Source organism: Streptomyces sp. NPDC085931 (assembly GCF_044540565.1).
Lineage (GTDB): Bacteria > Actinomycetota > Actinomycetes > Streptomycetales > Streptomycetaceae > Streptomyces.
Map to the genome: position 1 here is coordinate 108,632 of NZ_JBITSK010000004.1, position 16,189 is coordinate 124,820.

Below are 16,189 nucleotides of genomic sequence, written 5' to 3' on the forward strand. Positions count from 1 at the left end.
GGGCGGCGCCTCCGCCTGCTCGTGCGGCACAGTGACGGCATGACCGGCAACGGCCACCCCACCCACCGGACCCGCCGCACCCACGACCTTCACCCCACCGGCCTCGACTCCGATGGATTCATCGCCCGGGAGGGGTCCCTCGCGCGCGTGCCCGCCGCTTTCCGTCCGGTCGTCGCCGCGGCCTCGGCGCGGCTGGCGGACGCCTTCGGAGCGCGGCTGCACAGCGCGTACCTCTACGGTTCGATTCCGCGCGGCACCGCGCGCGTGGGCGTCAGCGACCTCGATCTGCTGCTCGCGCTGCGTGCGGAGCCGACCGGGGCGGACCGGGCGGACGCCGACGCGCTCGGGGCGGCACTGGACGAGGAGTTCGGGCAGATCGACGGGTGCGGAACGCTGCTGTACAGCCGGGCCCGGCTGCTGAGCGCACCGGAGCGGTACGACCTGGGATGGTTCGTCGCCTGTCTGTGCACCCCGCTGCTGGGCGAGGACCTGGCCGCCCGGCTGCCGCGCTACCGCCCCGGCTCGCTGCTGGCCCGTGAGACCAACGGCGATCTGCACCTGCTGCTGCCCCACTGGCGGCGCAGGATCGCCGCGGCCGACGGCACGGAGCAGGCCCTGCGGCCGCTCGTCCGCTTCATGTCCCGGCACCTCGTCCGCACCGGTTTCACCCTCGTGATGCCCCGCTGGGGCGGCTGGACGAGCGACCTGCACGAGATGGCGGAGGCGTTCGCCCGGTACTACCCGGAGCACGCCGACCGGCTGCGGGCCGCCGCCCTCCTGGGCCGTGAGCCGGTCGGTGACGCGGATGTCCTGGCGTCGTACGTGGACGAGCTGGGGCCCTGGCTCGCCGCCGAGTACGCGCGCGTGCACGGCGAGAAGTCCCCTAAGGGCCTTAGATGAGCCCGTGCTCCTCCAGGTAGTCCAGCTGGGCCCGGACGGACAGTTCCGCCGCCGGCCACAGCGAGCGGTCGACGTCGGCGTAGACGTGGGCGACGACCTCGGCCGGGGTGCGGTAGCCGTCCTCGACGGCCGTCTCGACCTGGGCGAGGCGGGTGGCGCGGTGGGCGAGGTAGTACTCGACGGCGCCCTGGGCGTCCTCCAGGACGGGCCCGTGACCGGGCAGAACCGTGTGGACGCCGTCGTCGACCGTGAGGGACCTCAGGCGGCGCAGGGAGTCCAGGTAGTCGCCGAGACGGCCGTCCGGGTGGGCCACGACCGTGGTGCCGCGGCCCAGGACCGTGTCGCCGGTCAGGACCGCCCGGTCCGCCGGGATGTGGAAGCAGAGGGAGTCCGACGTGTGGCCGGGGGTGGGGACGACGCGCAGTTCCAGCCCTCCGGTGGTGATCACGTCCCCGGCGGCCAGGCCCTCGTCGCCCAGCCGCAGCGCCGGATCGAGCGCACGCACGCGCGTGCCGGTCAGTTCGGCGAACCGGGTGGCGCCCTCCGCGTGGTCGGGGTGGCCGTGGGTCAGCAGAGTCAGGGCGACGCGCCTGCCCGCCTGCTCGGCCGTGGCGACGACCTGCCGCAGGTGCCCTTCGTCCAGCGGGCCCGGGTCGACCACGACGGCGAGGTCCGAGTCCGGCTCGGACAGGATCCAGGTGTTCGTGCCGTCGAGGGTCATCGCCGACGGGTTGGGGGCCAGGACGTTGACGGCCCGCGCGGTGGCGGGGCCCGAGCGGACTCCGTCCCGGGGCCGGCCGGGCAGGGCTGCTGCGTCCGTCATGCGGGGGCTCCACCGGTCGGGGCGGTCGGGGCGGTCGGGATGTGCTTGGTGAACTCGTCGTGGCCCGGCCAGGACAGGACGATCTCGCCGTCCACCAGCCGGGCGGTGGCCAGCACGGGCGTGAGATCGCGGTCCGGGGCCGCCGCGAGGGCCTCGGCGGCCGTCCCGTACGCCGTCAGCTGGCGCAGGGTCGAGATGGTCGGCGGCATCATCAGCAGCTCGCCCCTGTCGTACCCGGCGGCCGCCTCGCGCGGGGCGATCCACACCGTGCGGTCGGCCTCCGTGGAGGCGTTGCGAGTGCGCTGCCCTTCGGGGAGGGCGGCCACGAAGAAGAAGGTGTCGTAGCGGCGGGCCTCGAACTCGGGCGTGATCCAGCGGGTCCAGGCGCCGAGCAGGTCCGAGCGCAGCACCAGCCCGCGGCGGTCCAGGAACTCCGCGAAGGACACGTCCCGCGCGACCAGGGCGGCACGGTCGGCCTCCCAGTCGGCGCCGGTGGTGTCCCCGACGACCGCGTCGGGCGCGGGCCCGGCGAGCAGTACGCCCGCCTCCTCGTACGTCTCGCGTACGGCCGCGCAGACGATCGCCTGGGCCGCGGTCTCGTCGACGCCGAGCCGCTGCGCCCACCACGCGCGCGTGGGGCCCGCCCAGCGGACGTGGTGGTCGTCGTCGCGCGGGTCGACACCGCCGCCCGGATACGCGTACGCGCCTCCGGCGAAGGCCATGGAGGCGCGTCGGCGCAGCATGTGGACGGCCGGGCCGGCGCCCGTGTCCTTCAGGAGCATGACGGTGGCCGCGCGCCTGGGGGTCACCGGGGTGAGGGTGCCGGCCGCGAGTGCGCGGATGCGGTCCGGCCACTCCGGGGGGTACCACTGACCGTTCGCCATGGGCGCGAGGCTATCCCGTGACGGGCGGATGTTCGAGTGGCCCCCGGGAACGGATCGCCCAGCTCGGACGGGTGGGGGGTGCTACGCGAGCTCCACCTGGATCTCGACCTCCACGGGCGCGTCCAGCGGCAGCACCGCCACGCCGACCGCGCTGCGCGCGTGCACGCCCTTGTCGCCGAGGACCTCGCCGAGCAGCTCGCTCGCGCCGTTCAGCACGGCGGGCTGGCCCGTGAAGTCCGAGGCCGAGGCGACGAAGCCGACGACCTTCACCACGCGCGCGATGCGGTCCAGGTCACCGGCGACGGACTTCACTGCGGCCAGGGCGTTCAGCGCACACGTGCGTGCCAGCTCCTTGGCCTCCTCCGGGGTGACCTCCGCACCGACCTTGCCGGTGACCGGAAGCTTGCCGTCCACCATCGGCAGCTGCCCGGCGGTGTAGACGTACGGGCCGGACTGCACGGCCGGCTGGTACGCGGCGAGCGGCGGGACCACGTCGGGCAGGCTCAGGCCCAGCTCGGCGAGCTTCGCCTCGACGGCGCCCACTACTGCTTCTCCCGCTTCAGGTAGGCGACGAGCTGCTCGGGGTTGTTCGGCCCGGGCACGACCTGGACGAGCTCCCAGCCGTCCTCGCCCCAGGTGTCCAGAATCTGCTTCGTGGCGTGGACGAGCAGCGGCACGGTTGCGTATTCCCACTTGGTCATGCGGCCGACTTTAGCCCCTGCCCGGGCGGGGTCACGGCCGCGGTCCGGGGCCGACCCCGGCACGGGTTGTCCACAGCCTCCCGCGTAGCGCGGGCGCGGACTGGTTAGGCTCGAATACGTGAGCAGGCTCCAGGTCGTCAGCGGCAAGGGCGGTACCGGCAAGACCACGGTGGCCGCGGCCCTAGCGCTGGCCCTGGCCACGGAGGGGAAGCGGACGCTTCTCGTCGAGGTCGAGGGCCGTCAGGGCATCGCGCAGCTCTTCGAGACCGAAGCGCTGCCTTATGAGGAGCGGAAGATCGCCGTCGCTCCCGGGGGCGGGGAGGTGTACGCGCTGGCCATCGACCCCGAACTGGCCCTTCTGGACTACCTCCAGATGTTCTACAAGCTGGGTGGCGCCGGGCGGGCCCTGAAGAAGCTCGGCGCCATCGACTTCGCCACCACCATCGCGCCCGGCCTGCGGGACGTGCTCCTCACCGGCAAGGCGTGCGAGGCGGTGCGGCGCAAGGAGCGCAGTGGCCGGTTCGTCTACGACTACGTCGTCATGGACGCCCCGCCCACCGGGCGCATCACGCGTTTCCTGAACGTCAACGACGAGGTGGCGGGACTGGCCAGGATCGGCCCGATACACAATCAGGCGCAGGCCGTGATGCGGGTGCTGAAGTCGCCCGAGACGGCCGTGCACCTGGTCACGCTGCTGGAGGAGATGCCCGTCCAGGAGACCGCGGACGGCATCGCGGAGCTGCGGTCGGCGCGGCTGCCCGTCGGGCGGATCATCGTGAACATGGTGCGCCCGGAGGTGCTGGACGCGGCCGACCTGGAACTCGTACGGACCCTCCCGCGTTCCGCCCTCGCGCGGTCGCTGTCGTCGGCCGGGCTCGGCGGGGCGCGGCGCGGCGGGCACGCGGAGCGGCTGGTGGACCCGCTGCTCACGCAGGCCGAGGAGTACGCCGAGCGGTACGCCCTGGAGCACGAGCAGCGCGCGGTCCTCACCGAGCTGGGCCTGCCGCTGCACGAACTGCCGCTGTTCGCCGAGGGCATGGACCTCGCGGGGCTGTACGCGCTCGCCCGTGAGCTGCGCGGGCAGGGCGTGTCATGAGCCAGGTGGGACAGGCAAGGCCCGTCGTCAGTCGGAAGCAGGGGATGTCATGAGCCGTCCGGACCCGGCCCACGCGCACGACGCGGCCCGCCCCCGTCTCGCGCCCGCGCGTCTGCTCGACGTGGATCCGCTGCTGCGGGACCCGAAGACCCGGATCGTGGTGTGCTGCGGCTCGGGCGGTGTCGGCAAGACCACGACGGCCGCCGCCCTGGGCCTGCGCGCGGCCGAGCGGGGCCGCAAGGTCGTCGTGCTCACCATCGACCCGGCCCGCCGCCTCGCCCAGTCCATGGGCATCGACTCGCTGGACAACACCCCGCGCCGGGTGAAGGGCATCGACGACTCCGCGGGCGGCGAGCTGCACGCGATGATGCTCGACATGAAGCGCACCTTCGACGAGATCGTCGAGGCGCACGCGGACCCCGAACGGGCCGCCGCGATCCTGGGCAACCCCTTCTACCAGTCGCTCTCGGCGGGCTTCGCGGGCACGCAGGAGTACATGGCGATGGAGAAGCTCGGGCAGCTGCGCGCCCGGGACGAGTGGGACCTGATCGTCGTCGACACCCCGCCGTCCCGTTCGGCGCTGGACTTCCTGGACGCGCCCAAGCGGCTCGGGTCGTTCCTGGACGGGCGGCTGATCCGGCTGCTGACGGCCCCGGCGAAGCTGGGCGGCCGCGCCGGGATGAAGTTCCTGAACGTCGGGATGTCGATGATGACCGGCACCCTCGGCAAGCTGCTGGGCGGTCAGCTCCTGAAGGACGTCCAGACGTTCGTCTCCGCGATGGACACCACCTTCGGCGGCTTCCGCACGCGCGCGGACGCCACGTACAAGCTGCTCCAGGCACCCGGGACGGCGTTCCTCGTGGTCGCGGCCCCGGAGCGGGACGCGCTGCGCGAGGCCGCCTACTTCGTGGAGCGCCTGGCCGCGGAGGACATGCCGCTGGCCGGTCTGGTGCTCAACCGGGTCCACGGCAGCGGCGCCGACGGGCTGTCGGCCGAGCGGGCGCTCGCCGCCGCGGAAAATCTTGAAGAGCCCCGCATTGTGGATCAGGAGGGCGGGAAAGCAGTACTTCGTAACTCCCCCGACGCACAGGACAGTTCAGGCTCTCCCACGCCCGAGACACCAGCTCGCGCCGCTGGTCCCGCAGCCGACGGTGGCTCCCCCGCCGCAGACGCCCAGGACACAGAGGACGCCGAGGAGGCCGAGGCCGCGCAGGCGTCCGGCCCCGCCGAGCGGTCCGTCGACCAGCTCACGGCCGGCCTGCTCAGGCTGCACGCCGACCGGATGCACATGCTGCACCGTGAGCAGCGCACGCGTGACCGCTTCACCGCGCTCCACCCCGAGGTGGCCGTGACGGAAGTGGCCGCGCTGCCCGGCGATGTGCACGACCTGGCGGGGCTGCGCGCCATCGGCGACCGTCTGGCGGCCGACGAGCGCGAACTGCCCGACCCGTCCGTGCCGCCCGAGACGAGCGCCTGAGCGCCGTGCCGCCTGGAAGACGAGCGCGCTGAGCGCCGGCCGTCCGAGACGAGCGCCTGAGCGCCGCCTGGTGCCGTGATGGCGAAGGGCCCGTGAAGGGCCCTCGGACCTGCGGAGCTCCCGGAGGAGCTCAGCTCACCGCCGCGTAGTTCTCGTAGATCTCGTCGTCGTCGAGGGGCACGACACCCGTGCCGCGCTCGTACTCCGTGCGCGCCGTCTCCAGCAGCCGGCGCCAGGAGGTCACCGTGGGCCGCCTGCGCAGCAACGCGCGGCGCTCCCGTTCCGTCATGCCTCCCCACACGCCGAACTCGACGCGGTTGTCCAGCGCGTCGGCCAGGCACTCCGTGCGCACCGGGCATCCGGTGCACACCGCCTTGGCCCTGTTCTGCGCTGCTCCTTGAACGAACAGTTCATCCGGATCGGTAGTGCGGCAGGCCGCCTGCGCACTCCAGTCGGTTACCCAGCCCATACCGGCGCCGTCCTCTCCCGAATCGAGGCTCCCCCACGGCGGCAGCGGCATATTCACCGCCGCCAGTTGAGGACGTTACGGAAGGTGGGCACAGCGCAACACCCCCAGCGGGCCCAATCTTGAATGGCCCGAACGGACTATGGGTAAGCGGCAGATCACCCGGGGGAGTGAGCTGGCGACATACATGACTATCCCGCCAAAACGGGACAGTTCAGTTGCGCCACAACGGACGCCGCATGACACACGAGGCGGATACGGACACGTCCCCATCGAAAAAGTCGGGGAACACCCGGAACGATTCGGGGTCGCCGGACGTATTGATACGTGGCCCCACTGCTGTGACAGTTGAGAGCAGCTTAGGCCAAGGCATATACGCCTGTCCGGCGAATGAGAACGTAGGCTGCCCTCATGCCAAAGAAGCGCTCGGGCGGTGGTCTGTCTCCCACGCAGCAGGCCGCCAAGTTCCTCGGTGTCAGTGTCCTCGCGGGGGCCGTGCTGGCCGGCATCGCGCTGCCCGCGGTGGGCGCGCTGGGGCTGGCGGCGAAGGGCTCGGTCGAGAGCTTCGACGAACTCCCGGCCAACCTCAAGACCCCGCCGCTGAGTCAGCGCACCACCATCCTCGACGCCGACGGCGGCCCGATCGCCACCGTCTACTCGCGTGACCGCACGGTGGTCCCGCTCAAGGACGTCTCGCCGTACATGCAGAAGGCGATCGTCGCGATCGAGGACTCGCGCTTCTACCAGCACGGCGCGGTCGACCTGAAGGGCGTCCTGCGCGCCCTCAACAAGAACGCGCAGAGCGGCGGGGTCTCCGAGGGCGCCTCGACCCTGACGCAGCAGTACGTGAAGAACGTCTTCGTCGAGGAGGCGGGCGACGACCCGACGAAGGTCGCGCAGGCCACCCAGCAGACCATCGGCCGCAAGATCCGCGAGCTCAAGTACGCGATCCAGGTCGAGGAGGAGCTGGGCAAGAAGAAGATCCTCGAGAACTACCTGAACATCACGTTCTTCGGCCAGCAGGCCTACGGCGTCGAGGCCGCGGCCCGGCGCTACTTCTCCAAGCCGGCCAAGGACCTGAACGTCCAGGAGGCGGCCCTCCTCGCCGGCGTCGTCCAGTCGCCCAGCCGCTACGACCCGGTCAACGACGAGGCCGAGGCCACCAAGCGCCGCAACATCGTGCTGCGCCGCATGGCCGAGGTCGGCGACATCTCCCGGGCACAGGCCGCCGCGGCGATGAAGGCCCCGCTCGGCCTGAAGGTCAGCAAGCCCAGGAACGGCTGCATCACGGCGGTCAAGGGCGCGGGCTTCTTCTGCGACTACGTGCGCGAGGTCTTCCTGACCGACCCGGTCTTCGGCAAGTCCAGGAAGGCCCGGGCGAAGATCTGGAACCAGGGCGGCCTCACCATCCGCACGACGCTGGACCCGCAGGCCCAGGACGCGACGCAGGACTCCATCAAGGAGCACGTCTACAAGAGCGACGAGGTGGCCACCGCCGCGACCGTCGTCCAGCCCGGCACCGGCAGGATCCTCGCCATGGGCCAGTCGCGTCCGTACGGCTTCAAGAAGAACGAGACGCAGATCAACCTCTCCGTCGACCAGTCCATGGGCGGCGGCATGGGCTACCAGCCCGGTTCGACGTTCAAGCCGATCGTGGCCGCCGCGGCGCTCCAGGACGGCATGCCGGCGAACAAGGTGTACTCGGCTCCGTACCAGATGGCCTACCCCTCGCCGGTGTCCGCCTGCGACGGCAAGACCTGGCAGAACGACCGGGGCAACCCGGCCCGGCTGGAGAACGAGAACGAGTCCGAGGTCGGTCCGTACGACATGAAGGAGGCGACCGCCAAGTCGGTCAACACCTACTTCGTGCAGATGATCAGCGACATCGGCATCTGCCCGGTGACGACCATGGCGAAGAAGATGGGCGTCGTGCGGGCCGACGGCGACAAGATGCCGCAGGTGCCCTCCATCGCCCTCGGCACGCAGGAGATGTCCCCCCTGACCATGGCGAACGCGTATGCGACCTTCGCCGCGCGGGGCATGTACTGCACGCCGGTCGCCATCGAGTCGGTCAGCCAGCGGGTCGGGGACGCCTCCAAGAAGCTGGAGGTCCCGAAGTCGACGTGCTCGCGCGCCATGTCCGAGGAGACCGCGGACACGATCAACGAGCTGCTGAAGGGCGTCGTCGAGGACGGCACGGGTTCGAAGGCGGGCCTGGACGGCCGCCCCAGCGCGGGCAAGACGGGTACGACGGACGAGCGCTACGCGGCCTGGTTCGTGGGCCACACGCCGAACATGGCCGGCGCGGTCTGGGTCGGCGACCCCGCGCACAAGCGGAAGATGATCAACATCACCATCGGCGGCCGTCCGCACTCCAAGGTCTTCGGTGGTGAGGTCCCCGGCCCGATCTGGCGCGACATGATGTCCGGCGCGCTCGAAGGCAAGCCCGTCGAGCAGTTCAACTCGGTCCACATCCCCGACGGCATCGACCGCGACCGCGGCGACGGCGACGGTGGGGGCGACGGCGGAGGCGGCGGCCGCGACGACGGGAACAACGGGGGCGCCGGCGGCGACGACGGCTTCATCGGCGGCCTGGTCGGCGGCAACAACAACGGGGGCACGGGCGGCGGCGACCCCTTCCCGGCCCCGTCCTTCTCCATCCCCGAGGGCTTCTTCCGGGGGCAGGACAACGGGGGCGGCAACGGCAACGGAGGCCGGTTCGGCTGACCCCGCCGGACGACGGGACGCGAGCGGCCCCCGCCGACCGTACTGGTCGGCGGGGGCCGCTCGTGTCGGTCGGCGCGGGCCGTTCGCGAGGGTCGGCGGAGGCCGTTCGCGTCGTTCCGTGCAGCCGGACGTCAGCCGGCCAGCAGCTTCTTCACTGCGGCGGCGACACGGCCGCCCTCGGCCTGACCCGCCACCTTCGGGTTCACGATCTTCATGACCGCGCCCATGGCCCGCGGCCCCTCCGCACCGGCCGCCTTGGCCTCCTCGACGGCCTGGGCCACGATCTGCTGGAGTTCCTCGTCGGACAGCTGCTTGGGCAGGTAGCCGGCGAGCACCTCGCCCTCGGCCTTCTCCCGCTCCGCCTGCTCGGGACGACCACCCTGCGCGAAGGCCTCGGCCGCCTCACGCCGCTTCTTCGCCTCGCGGGTGATCACCTTCTGCACCTCGTCGTCGGAGAGCTCGCGCTTCTCCTTGCCCGCGACCTCCTCCTTGGTGATCGCGGCGAGCGTCAGCCGGAGCGTCGAGGAGCGCAGCTCGTCGCGCTCCTTGATCGCGGCGTTGAGGTCATCCTGCAGCTTCGACTTGAGCGTGGTCATGGCACCGATTGTCGCAGGTGCGGCGGGAAAGCCGCCCCTCCATTTCCCGGGCGGCGGCGCAAGGCCCCGTGCGGCCAGGCCATTTCGGGCACCGGCGGACGCGGGCATCCCACCCGGTCTGACACGATGGTCGTATGCGCGCGCGATACGGAGTCCCCCTGGGAATCGCGGCGGCTGGTGCCGCCGGTCTGTTGTACGCGGCGGGCTTCGAGGCCCGCTCCTTCCGCCTGCGCCGGGTCACCGTCCCGGTCCTGCCCCCGGGAATGCGCCCCCTGCGCGTGCTGCAGGTCTCCGACATCCACATGGTCGGCGGCCAGCGCAAGAAGCAGCGCTGGCTGCGGTCCCTGGCCGGTCTGCGCCCCGACTTCGTGATCAACACGGGCGACAACCTCTCCGACCCGGAGGGCGTGCCGGAGGTCCTGGACGCGCTCGGCCCCCTGATGGAGTTCCCCGGCGCGTACGTCTTCGGCTCCAACGACTACTACGGTCCCAAGCTGCGCAACCCCGCCCGCTACCTGATGGAGAAGGCCCAGGGCCGCCACGGCCTGAACGGCAACCCGCCGGCCGTCGGCGCGGTGCACAACCCGTGGGAGGACCTGCGGGACGCCTTCGACGCGGCGGGCTGGCTCAACCTGACGAACACCCGCGGCACGCTCAAGATCGACGGACTGTCGCTGGAGCTGACGGGCCTGGACGACCCGCACATCAAGCGGGACCGCTACGACCAGGTGGCCGGCGGCCCGTCGGAGGCGGCCGACTTCTCCATGGGCGTCGTCCACGCCCCGTACCTGCGCTCCCTGGACGCCTTCACCGCCGACGGCTACCCCCTGGTCCTGGCCGGCCACACCCACGGCGGCCAGCTCTGCATCCCCTTCTACGGCGCCCTGGTCACCAACTGCGACCTGGACACGGACCGGGTGAAGGGCCTGTCCACGCACACGGCGCAGGGCCGTACGTCCTACCTCCACGTCTCGGCCGGCTGCGGCACGAACCGCTACACACCGGTCCGCTTCGCCTGCCCGCCGGAGGCGACGCTGCTGACGCTGGTGGGGCGGGAGTAGCGAGAGCAGGGGAGGTAGGGGGTAGCGCGGGTACGGAGTAGGGACGTGGCGTTAACCCACTCAGCGGCGCCCGAATAGCCCTCTTTGTCGGTTTCTGCCAGCTTGGGGGCATGACAGCCCCGATACCCAGGGAGATCCCGGACCTCCCCGCGATCCCGCGCAAGCCGGCGCTCCGGCCCACCCCCGTCCCGGCCACGGCCGTCGTCACGCCGGTCCGCCGCCCCGCGGCGGCGGCCTACCGCCTGCTGATCGCCCTCGCGGCGGCCGCCGGCGTGACGCTGGAGCTGCTCCTCGGCGACCCCTCCCGGAGCGCGGGCTACTTCGCGGTCCAGGCGAACGCCCTGCTGGCCGTGGTCATGACCTTCTCGGCCCGCCGGGCGTGGACGGCCGCCCGCCCCCTGCCCGGCTCCCTCCTGGGCGCGACCCTGCTCTACGTCGTCGTCGCGGCCCTGGTGCACCACCTGCTCCTGGCCAACGAGGCGAGCCCCTTCTCCCTCGCGGGCGAGGCCGCCGCCCCCACCGGCTGGCAGGCCCTGGCCCACCTCACGCTCCACACGGTGACGCCGGTCGCGGCCGTACTGGACTGGCTGCTGCTCACCAGCCCGGGCCGCCTGCGCCTGCGCCACGCCCCGGCCTGGCTGCTCTACCCCCTGGCCTACCTGGCCTTCTCCCTCGTCCGCGGCGAACTGCTCCTCCCGGGCACCTCGGACCGCTATCTCTACCCGTTCCTGGACGTCGGCCAGGACGGCTACAAGCACGTCCTGGGCAACGCCCTCCTGCTGGGCCTGGCCATCTACGCCCTGGCGGTCCTCCTCGTGGCACTGGACCACGCCCGCCCGGCCGTCATGCGCCACCGCGGCAAAACCGGATTTCGTCTCTAGCCACCGGTGGGCTAAAGTAAACGACGTCGCCGCGACAGCAGCGACATCGGGGTGTAGCGCAGCTTGGCAGCGCGCTTCGTTCGGGACGAAGAGGTCGTGGGTTCAAATCCCGCCACCCCGACAGTGAAACACCAGGTCAGGGGCCTGATCCGCAGTGCGGGTCGGGCCCCTGAGTGGTTTCCGGGGGCTTTCCGGGTCAGTCGGATGACAGGAGAGCCAGGATGTTGTCGTACGCCGTGGTGTTCGACAGCAGGATGAAGCCCGCGAGGGCGATGAGCCAGGCCGTGTTCTCCTGGGCGTTGGCCCTGAGCCAGTCGTCGATTCTGCGCAGGGGTCTGTGGACCAGGCCCTTGGCGACGAGGCGTGCCAGTGTGACGACGGCGGCGGGGGCGACCATGACCAGGCAGTAGATCGCCAGGGCGGCGGCCTGGGACGGCCAGGGCAGCGTGCTGCGGCTCAGGGTGCCGAGGGCGGCCAGGTAGGGGAACATCGTGGCCACTTCGAGCAGGACGGCCAGGGCGGCCACGGTGAACAGTCCGCCTGCCGTGGCGGACCGGCCCACCGCCTGCTCCCGCCACCGGGAGAGCCGGCCGGTGCCGGGTTTCGCGGTGCGCAGCAGCCCGTACCAGACGGCGACGAGCAGCAGGACGCCTCCCGTCACGGCCATCGCCTTGTCGCCGAGGGGCGATTGCAGGGCGGAGCGCAGATCGTCCCGGACGGCCTCGAGCATGCTCAGCAGCAGCAGGCCGAGCAGCAGGTACCCGGCCGCCACGAGGAGGAGGTAGCCGAACACCCGGCCGATCCGCAGCCCCGTCGGCATGAGCAGGAACCAGACGGGGATCGCGATGGTGGACACGCCGAGGGTGTCGAGCAGGGCCAGGGGCAGGATCTCGCCCAGTACGCCGTTCATCACCTGACCCCTGGGAGCCAGTCGTCGCGGCGGCCCTCGGCGAAGGCGATGCTCGTGAGCACCCCGGCGCTGCCGGTCCGCAGGTCGTCGGAGAGCTTGTAGTTGCGGGTGCCGGGGTAGTGCAGCCGGTTCTCCCGCGGCCGCACCTCGTGCAGACCGAGCTGGTTCATGTGGCGCTCGATGAACGACCGGGCGGGTTCCTCGTGTCCGTCGCGGGCGAGGGAGGCCAGACCGGCGATGAACCCGGACCGTCCCCGGAACAGCCCGCTCTGGACCATCAGTTCGGGTCCGTTGGCGCGCGTCAGATCGGGGATGCCCGCACCGGTGGGCGCCCAGCCCTCGTGCCGGGCGAACTCCGACAGGACCAGGGCCGTGCCCAGGGAGCCGACCTCGACGTAGCCGAGGCTGCGGCGTTCGGCCTCGTTGAACTGCAAGGAGCCGTCCGCGCACCGCACGTACCCGGTCAGTTCGAACTCCAGCAGCTCCCGGGCCAGGCCGACCGCCGCGGTGTCGTCCACGAGCAGGCCGTAGCGGTGGACGGCGAGGCCGATGCCCGCGACGCCGTGCAGCAGACCGAAGTGAGCGACGTCGGGTGTCCCGGTGCTTCTGAGCCGGTCCAGGAGCCGGCGCGCGCGGTCGACGAGGTCCGCGCCGAGCTTCTCGGCCGTGGCCGGCGTGACGAGGGGATCGGGGCCGGCCGCCATCTCGGCGCAGGCGAGGAAGACTCCCGCGAGGCCGCTGAACACGCTCAGCCCGCTGCCGTCGCGTTCCTTCGCCAGGGCGGAATCCACCAGCCACGGGGCGTGCTCCGGGTGACCGTGCCGCCAGAGGGCGTAACCGGCGCCCAGCTCGCTGTCGTACAGGCCGCATTCGAGGCGGTCGGCCGACTCCCGGCCGCGGACGGCGATCCAGTCGATCACCTGCTCCACGAGGTCCGGGGCCTCGACACCGCGCGTCCCCAGCAGCGACCACAGCACCCCGGACGCGCCCGTGGCCAGGCACACCGGTGACAGCGAGAAGCCCGAGAAGTCGTTCCGGAAGAGCCGGTCGGCGCGCTGCGGAGTGATGGTGTCCGTGAGGCCGGCCACGATCTGGGCGGCCCACTCCTCGAAGCCGAGCGCGTCGTCGAGGTGGCTGGACGCCGCGCGCGGGGCGGTGCGCGCCGGCGGGACCTCGAGGGGTGCGCACAGCCGCAGCACCCGCTCGGTCCACTCGGCGGGCAGGTCGAAGCGCTCGGTGCTGGTGTGCAGGAGCTGGTGGAGCTTGGCCCCGTCCATGCGGACGAGATGGGTCAGCGGCAGGTAGCAGGACAGTTCCAGCATGGCGAGGGCGTACTCGTCCGCCGCCCGCCCGGTGCGGGTGTAGTCGTTGAAGCCGGGGGCGCCGGGGAAGGGGCGGGGAGCGTCCTGCTCGATGCACGCCTCCAGGTCGACGAACCTGACCTCCAGGTCGGGTGTCACGATGACGTTGCCCGGGTGGACGTCCCCGAAGACGTACCCCCGCTCCCACAGGGCCGACAGGAAGGCGCGGACCTGTTCGAGGATGGTGTCGACCTGCCGGCGGTACTCCCCGATGTCGTGTGCCGTCGGCGGGCGGAACGGGTCGGGGCGCAGCAGGTAGGGCTGCTTGGCGGCGCACCACTCCAGGAGCGTGGTGCCCCGGACGTACTCCATCACCGTGAACAGGTGGCCCTGCCAGGTGAACTGCTCGTGGGCCGCGGGTACGGCGGGCAGGTCGGCGAAGTCGTTCAGTGCCGCGTACTCCTGCCGGGCACGCCGGACGCTGTCGCCGCCGATCAGGTCGTAGCCGGCCGAGGGGCGGGCCTCCTTCAGCACGACCTGGCCGCCGGTGTCCGTGTTCGTCGCGAGGTACACGCCGCCGCTGTTGGAGAAGTGCAGCGTCTTGTCGATCCGGTAGGGCGGCACCGGGCCGGCCGCGGGTGCGGGGGGCCGCGGGGCGAACTCCTCGGGCACGGTCACGAACGAGGGCGCGCGGAAGGGGACGGAACGGCGGTCGGGTACGAGCCGTCCTTCGGGGTCCTCCAGGGCGAAGGTGACCTTGCCTTCGGCGTTGCGGCAGTACCGCCGGGTGTAGGCCCCGTACCGGACGTGGACGACGCCGTCGTCGATGCGCAGGTCGGACAGGACGCGCGGGCCCTGCCACGTGCCGAGCAGCGCGGCCAGTTCCGTCGCGAGGGCGACCGACTGCCGCTCGTCGGCCGGGTACAGCACGATGCCCTTGCCGCTGACCGGGCGCGGGGCGTACTTGGCGTTGACCAGCCACGCGTACTCGTGGCGCGCGAGGAACTTGAACGGCACGCCGCGCTCGAAGCAGAAGGCGGAGACGATGTCGACGAGGGGCGCGAAGGTCTCGGGGGTGACCGCGACATGGATCTTCCAGCCCTGGCCGCGCACGGGGTCGCTGCCCGGGCGGCAGACGGTCCAGATCCCGTGCTGGGCGTAGCGCCATCCGTCGGTGTGGGGGACGGCGGTCAGGCCGCGGCGTAACCGCGCGAACCGCGGGTCACGGCTGTCGGCCTTCCAGTGCCGGATGTCCTCGAACGCGTCCGGGTCGGCGAAGGTGTAATAGAAGTAGTCCATGTGACCGGCCTCTTGGTGAGCGTTGCTGTCTGAGCGGTCTGAACACCGCCGGGTGTCAGGGCTGTCCGAGCGGCCCGAGCACCGGCGGGTGTCAGGCGCTTGCGGTCTCCGGTGCGCCGGCGCCGCGGTCCGGGTGGCCGGACGCGGCCTCGAACACGCCGATCACGTCCCACAGGGGCGCGGTCACGTCCGTCTCGGCGCCGGTGGAACGGCTCGTGCCCTTCTGCGGTCTGACGATGTGGTAGTTCGGCACGTCGTCGAGCCGGCGCAGCACGTCGGTGACGAGCGGGTTGTCGAGGACCCCGGGCGGGAAGGTGGGCGCGAGGACCACCGGTGCCGCCGTGCCCAGGGCGGCGAGGTGGAACGGGGAGTCGCCGGAGGCCGCGGCGAGGGCCGAGGTGAAGGCGACGGAGGCCGGGAACACGACGATGCCGTCGTACTCGGCCGCCAGGCGGGTGTGGACCGGCTCCACCCCTTCCCCGGTGTCCCAGGTGTTGCGGACCACCGGTGAACCGGTGAGCGCGGCCAGCGCCGAGGTGCTCACGAACTGCCGGGCGGAGTCGGTGACCCCGACCGTCACCTCGTAGTGCGGCCGGTTGGACGACAGCCAGTTGAGCCAGAACGGCAGGTGCGCCGTGGACAGGGTGCCGGTGGCCACGACGAACAGGTTCGCCCGTCTCGACCTGGCGGCTTCGCTCTTGTCGAACTCCGGCATCGCTCGGTGTGCTCCTCTTCCCTCCGGGCCGGAGTCGGACGTCCGGACTCCCGCCTGCTTCACCGCTCCTGGTCGCGCTCGCGGTCACGGTCACGGTCACGGTCACGGTCACGCGAGGATCCGATACCGAGGTCCTCGCGCAGCTCCTCCACGATCCCCTTGGGCTTCCGGCGGCGCGTGCTCTCCCACAGTTCGATTCCGCCCAGGACGATGAGGATCAGGCCGAAGGGGCGGCCTTCGAACCACCCGAATTCGAGATCCGGGAAGAAAAGGGCGAGTACTGCACCCGCAACAATTGCCGCCAGTCCGAAAACCCGCTTCATACCTATCGACTCCCTGGGTATGTTGGCGC

16 protein-coding genes and 1 tRNA gene are annotated in these 16,189 nt (G+C 71.7%); 7 read left to right on the forward strand and 10 right to left on the reverse strand.

Annotation, left to right across the window (positions count from 1 at the left end):
* Window positions 1-39: 39 nt before the first annotated feature.
* Window positions 40-900: a nucleotidyltransferase gene (locus ACIGAN_RS09225; protein WP_399856370.1), complete on the forward strand. Its 861-nt coding sequence runs from the start codon at window positions 40-42 to the stop codon at window positions 898-900.
* Here the strand turns inward: ACIGAN_RS09225 and ACIGAN_RS09230 are convergent.
* From ACIGAN_RS09230 to ACIGAN_RS09245, 4 genes are all read right to left on the reverse strand, one after another.
* On the reverse strand, window positions 893-1,723 hold the full coding sequence (locus ACIGAN_RS09230) for an MBL fold metallo-hydrolase (RefSeq protein ID WP_399856372.1): 831 nt from the start codon (window positions 1,721-1,723) through the stop codon (window positions 893-895). The genes ACIGAN_RS09225 and ACIGAN_RS09230 overlap by 8 nt on opposite strands.
* Window positions 1,720-2,607 carry an NUDIX hydrolase gene (locus ACIGAN_RS09235; protein WP_365743363.1) on the reverse strand — a complete coding sequence of 296 codons (888 nt, stop codon included), beginning with the start codon at window positions 2,605-2,607 and terminating at the stop codon, window positions 1,720-1,722. Before ACIGAN_RS09235 ends, ACIGAN_RS09230 begins: the two co-directional genes overlap by 4 nt.
* 81 nt (window positions 2,608-2,688) lie before the next feature.
* Window positions 2,689-3,150, reverse strand: coding sequence for a RidA family protein (locus ACIGAN_RS09240; RefSeq protein WP_031115991.1), 462 nt, complete (start codon window positions 3,148-3,150; stop codon window positions 2,689-2,691).
* The gene (locus ACIGAN_RS09245) at window positions 3,150-3,308 is read right to left on the reverse strand and encodes a DUF4177 domain-containing protein (protein ID WP_003991873.1); all 159 of its coding nucleotides are present in this window, start codon (window positions 3,306-3,308) and stop codon (window positions 3,150-3,152) included. The genes ACIGAN_RS09240 and ACIGAN_RS09245 overlap by 1 nt, the downstream gene beginning before the upstream one ends.
* Before the next feature lie 118 nt (window positions 3,309-3,426).
* Here ACIGAN_RS09245 and ACIGAN_RS09250 point away from each other — a divergent pair, with 118 nt between their 5' ends.
* Together ACIGAN_RS09250 and ACIGAN_RS09255 are read left to right on the forward strand one after the other, a co-directional pair.
* The gene (locus ACIGAN_RS09250) at window positions 3,427-4,404 is read left to right on the forward strand and encodes an ArsA family ATPase (RefSeq protein WP_399856374.1); all 978 of its coding nucleotides are present in this window, start codon (window positions 3,427-3,429) and stop codon (window positions 4,402-4,404) included.
* A gap of 49 nt (window positions 4,405-4,453) precedes the next feature.
* Entirely contained in the window at window positions 4,454-5,881 is a 1,428-nt protein-coding gene (locus tag ACIGAN_RS09255; RefSeq protein WP_399856376.1) for an ArsA family ATPase, read from the forward strand.
* 130 nt (window positions 5,882-6,011) lie between these two features.
* Here the strand turns inward: ACIGAN_RS09255 and wblA are convergent, their stop codons facing one another.
* The gene (gene wblA / locus ACIGAN_RS09260) at window positions 6,012-6,350 is read right to left on the reverse strand and encodes a transcriptional regulator WblA (protein WP_179272479.1); all 339 of its coding nucleotides are present in this window, start codon (window positions 6,348-6,350) and stop codon (window positions 6,012-6,014) included.
* 408 nt (window positions 6,351-6,758) lie between these two features.
* Here wblA and ACIGAN_RS09265 point away from each other — a divergent pair, with 408 nt between their 5' ends.
* The gene (locus tag ACIGAN_RS09265; protein WP_399856378.1) at window positions 6,759-9,074 is read left to right on the forward strand and encodes a transglycosylase domain-containing protein; all 2,316 of its coding nucleotides are present in this window, start codon (window positions 6,759-6,761) and stop codon (window positions 9,072-9,074) included.
* A 131-nt stretch (window positions 9,075-9,205) separates the two neighbouring features.
* On the opposite strand, the gene ACIGAN_RS09270 is transcribed toward ACIGAN_RS09265, so the two are convergent.
* A complete protein-coding gene (locus tag ACIGAN_RS09270) occupies window positions 9,206-9,670 on the reverse strand; it encodes a GatB/YqeY domain-containing protein (protein WP_399856380.1) in 465 nt (154 codons plus the stop codon).
* A gap of 134 nt (window positions 9,671-9,804) precedes the next feature.
* Between ACIGAN_RS09270 and ACIGAN_RS09275 the strand changes: the two genes are divergently transcribed.
* From ACIGAN_RS09275 to ACIGAN_RS09285, 3 genes are all read left to right on the forward strand, one after another.
* Window positions 9,805-10,731 (forward strand): metallophosphoesterase, encoded by a 927-nt coding sequence (locus tag ACIGAN_RS09275; protein ID WP_365739582.1) that lies wholly within the window; start codon window positions 9,805-9,807, stop codon window positions 10,729-10,731.
* Window positions 10,732-10,841: 110 nt separating this feature from the next.
* Window positions 10,842-11,612 (forward strand): Pr6Pr family membrane protein, encoded by a 771-nt coding sequence (locus ACIGAN_RS09280; RefSeq protein ID WP_399856381.1) that lies wholly within the window; start codon window positions 10,842-10,844, stop codon window positions 11,610-11,612.
* Between the two features lie 47 nt (window positions 11,613-11,659).
* A tRNA-Pro gene (locus ACIGAN_RS09285) sits at window positions 11,660-11,733 on the forward strand.
* 75 nt (window positions 11,734-11,808) lie between these two features.
* Here ACIGAN_RS09285 and ACIGAN_RS09290 read toward each other — a convergent pair.
* The 4 genes from ACIGAN_RS09290 to ACIGAN_RS09305 form a co-directional block, all read right to left on the reverse strand.
* Window positions 11,809-12,522, reverse strand: coding sequence for a GAP family protein (locus ACIGAN_RS09290; RefSeq protein WP_399856382.1), 714 nt, complete (start codon window positions 12,520-12,522; stop codon window positions 11,809-11,811).
* Window positions 12,522-15,122, reverse strand: a complete 2,601-nt coding sequence (gene lanKC, locus ACIGAN_RS09295) for a class III lanthionine synthetase LanKC (protein ID WP_365739541.1) — start codon at window positions 15,120-15,122, stop codon at window positions 12,522-12,524. Before lanKC ends, ACIGAN_RS09290 begins: the two co-directional genes overlap by 1 nt.
* Before the next feature lie 91 nt (window positions 15,123-15,213).
* A complete protein-coding gene (locus ACIGAN_RS09300) occupies window positions 15,214-15,837 on the reverse strand; it encodes a flavoprotein (protein ID WP_365739539.1) in 624 nt (207 codons plus the stop codon).
* 59 nt (window positions 15,838-15,896) lie between these two features.
* Window positions 15,897-16,160: a hypothetical protein gene (locus ACIGAN_RS09305; protein WP_365095664.1), complete on the reverse strand. Its 264-nt coding sequence runs from the start codon at window positions 16,158-16,160 to the stop codon at window positions 15,897-15,899.
* Window positions 16,161-16,189: the final 29 nt, after the last annotated feature.

What these genes read in the sequence shown, in the direction of transcription:
- ACIGAN_RS09225 (WP_399856370.1), top strand. Translation starts at nt 40, where the DNA reads ATGACCGGCAACGGCCACCCCACCCACCGGACCCGCCGCACCCACGAC.
- ACIGAN_RS09230 (WP_399856372.1), bottom strand. Translation starts at nt 1,723, where the DNA reads ATGACGGACGCAGCAGCCCTGCCCGGCCGGCCCCGGGACGGAGTCCGC.
- ACIGAN_RS09235 (WP_365743363.1), bottom strand. Translation starts at nt 2,607, where the DNA reads ATGGCGAACGGTCAGTGGTACCCCCCGGAGTGGCCGGACCGCATCCGC.
- ACIGAN_RS09245 (WP_003991873.1), bottom strand. Translation starts at nt 3,308, where the DNA reads ATGACCAAGTGGGAATACGCAACCGTGCCGCTGCTCGTCCACGCCACG.
- ACIGAN_RS09255 (WP_399856376.1), top strand. Translation starts at nt 4,454, where the DNA reads ATGAGCCGTCCGGACCCGGCCCACGCGCACGACGCGGCCCGCCCCCGT.
- wblA (WP_179272479.1), bottom strand. Translation starts at nt 6,350, where the DNA reads ATGGGCTGGGTAACCGACTGGAGTGCGCAGGCGGCCTGCCGCACTACC.
- ACIGAN_RS09265 (WP_399856378.1), top strand. Translation starts at nt 6,759, where the DNA reads ATGCCAAAGAAGCGCTCGGGCGGTGGTCTGTCTCCCACGCAGCAGGCC.
- ACIGAN_RS09270 (WP_399856380.1), bottom strand. Translation starts at nt 9,670, where the DNA reads ATGACCACGCTCAAGTCGAAGCTGCAGGATGACCTCAACGCCGCGATC.
- ACIGAN_RS09275 (WP_365739582.1), top strand. Translation starts at nt 9,805, where the DNA reads ATGCGCGCGCGATACGGAGTCCCCCTGGGAATCGCGGCGGCTGGTGCC.
- ACIGAN_RS09280 (WP_399856381.1), top strand. Translation starts at nt 10,842, where the DNA reads ATGACAGCCCCGATACCCAGGGAGATCCCGGACCTCCCCGCGATCCCG.
- ACIGAN_RS09290 (WP_399856382.1), bottom strand. Translation starts at nt 12,522, where the DNA reads ATGAACGGCGTACTGGGCGAGATCCTGCCCCTGGCCCTGCTCGACACC.
- lanKC (WP_365739541.1), bottom strand. Translation starts at nt 15,122, where the DNA reads ATGGACTACTTCTATTACACCTTCGCCGACCCGGACGCGTTCGAGGAC.
- ACIGAN_RS09300 (WP_365739539.1), bottom strand. Translation starts at nt 15,837, where the DNA reads ATGCCGGAGTTCGACAAGAGCGAAGCCGCCAGGTCGAGACGGGCGAAC.
- ACIGAN_RS09305 (WP_365095664.1), bottom strand. Translation starts at nt 16,160, where the DNA reads ATGAAGCGGGTTTTCGGACTGGCGGCAATTGTTGCGGGTGCAGTACTC.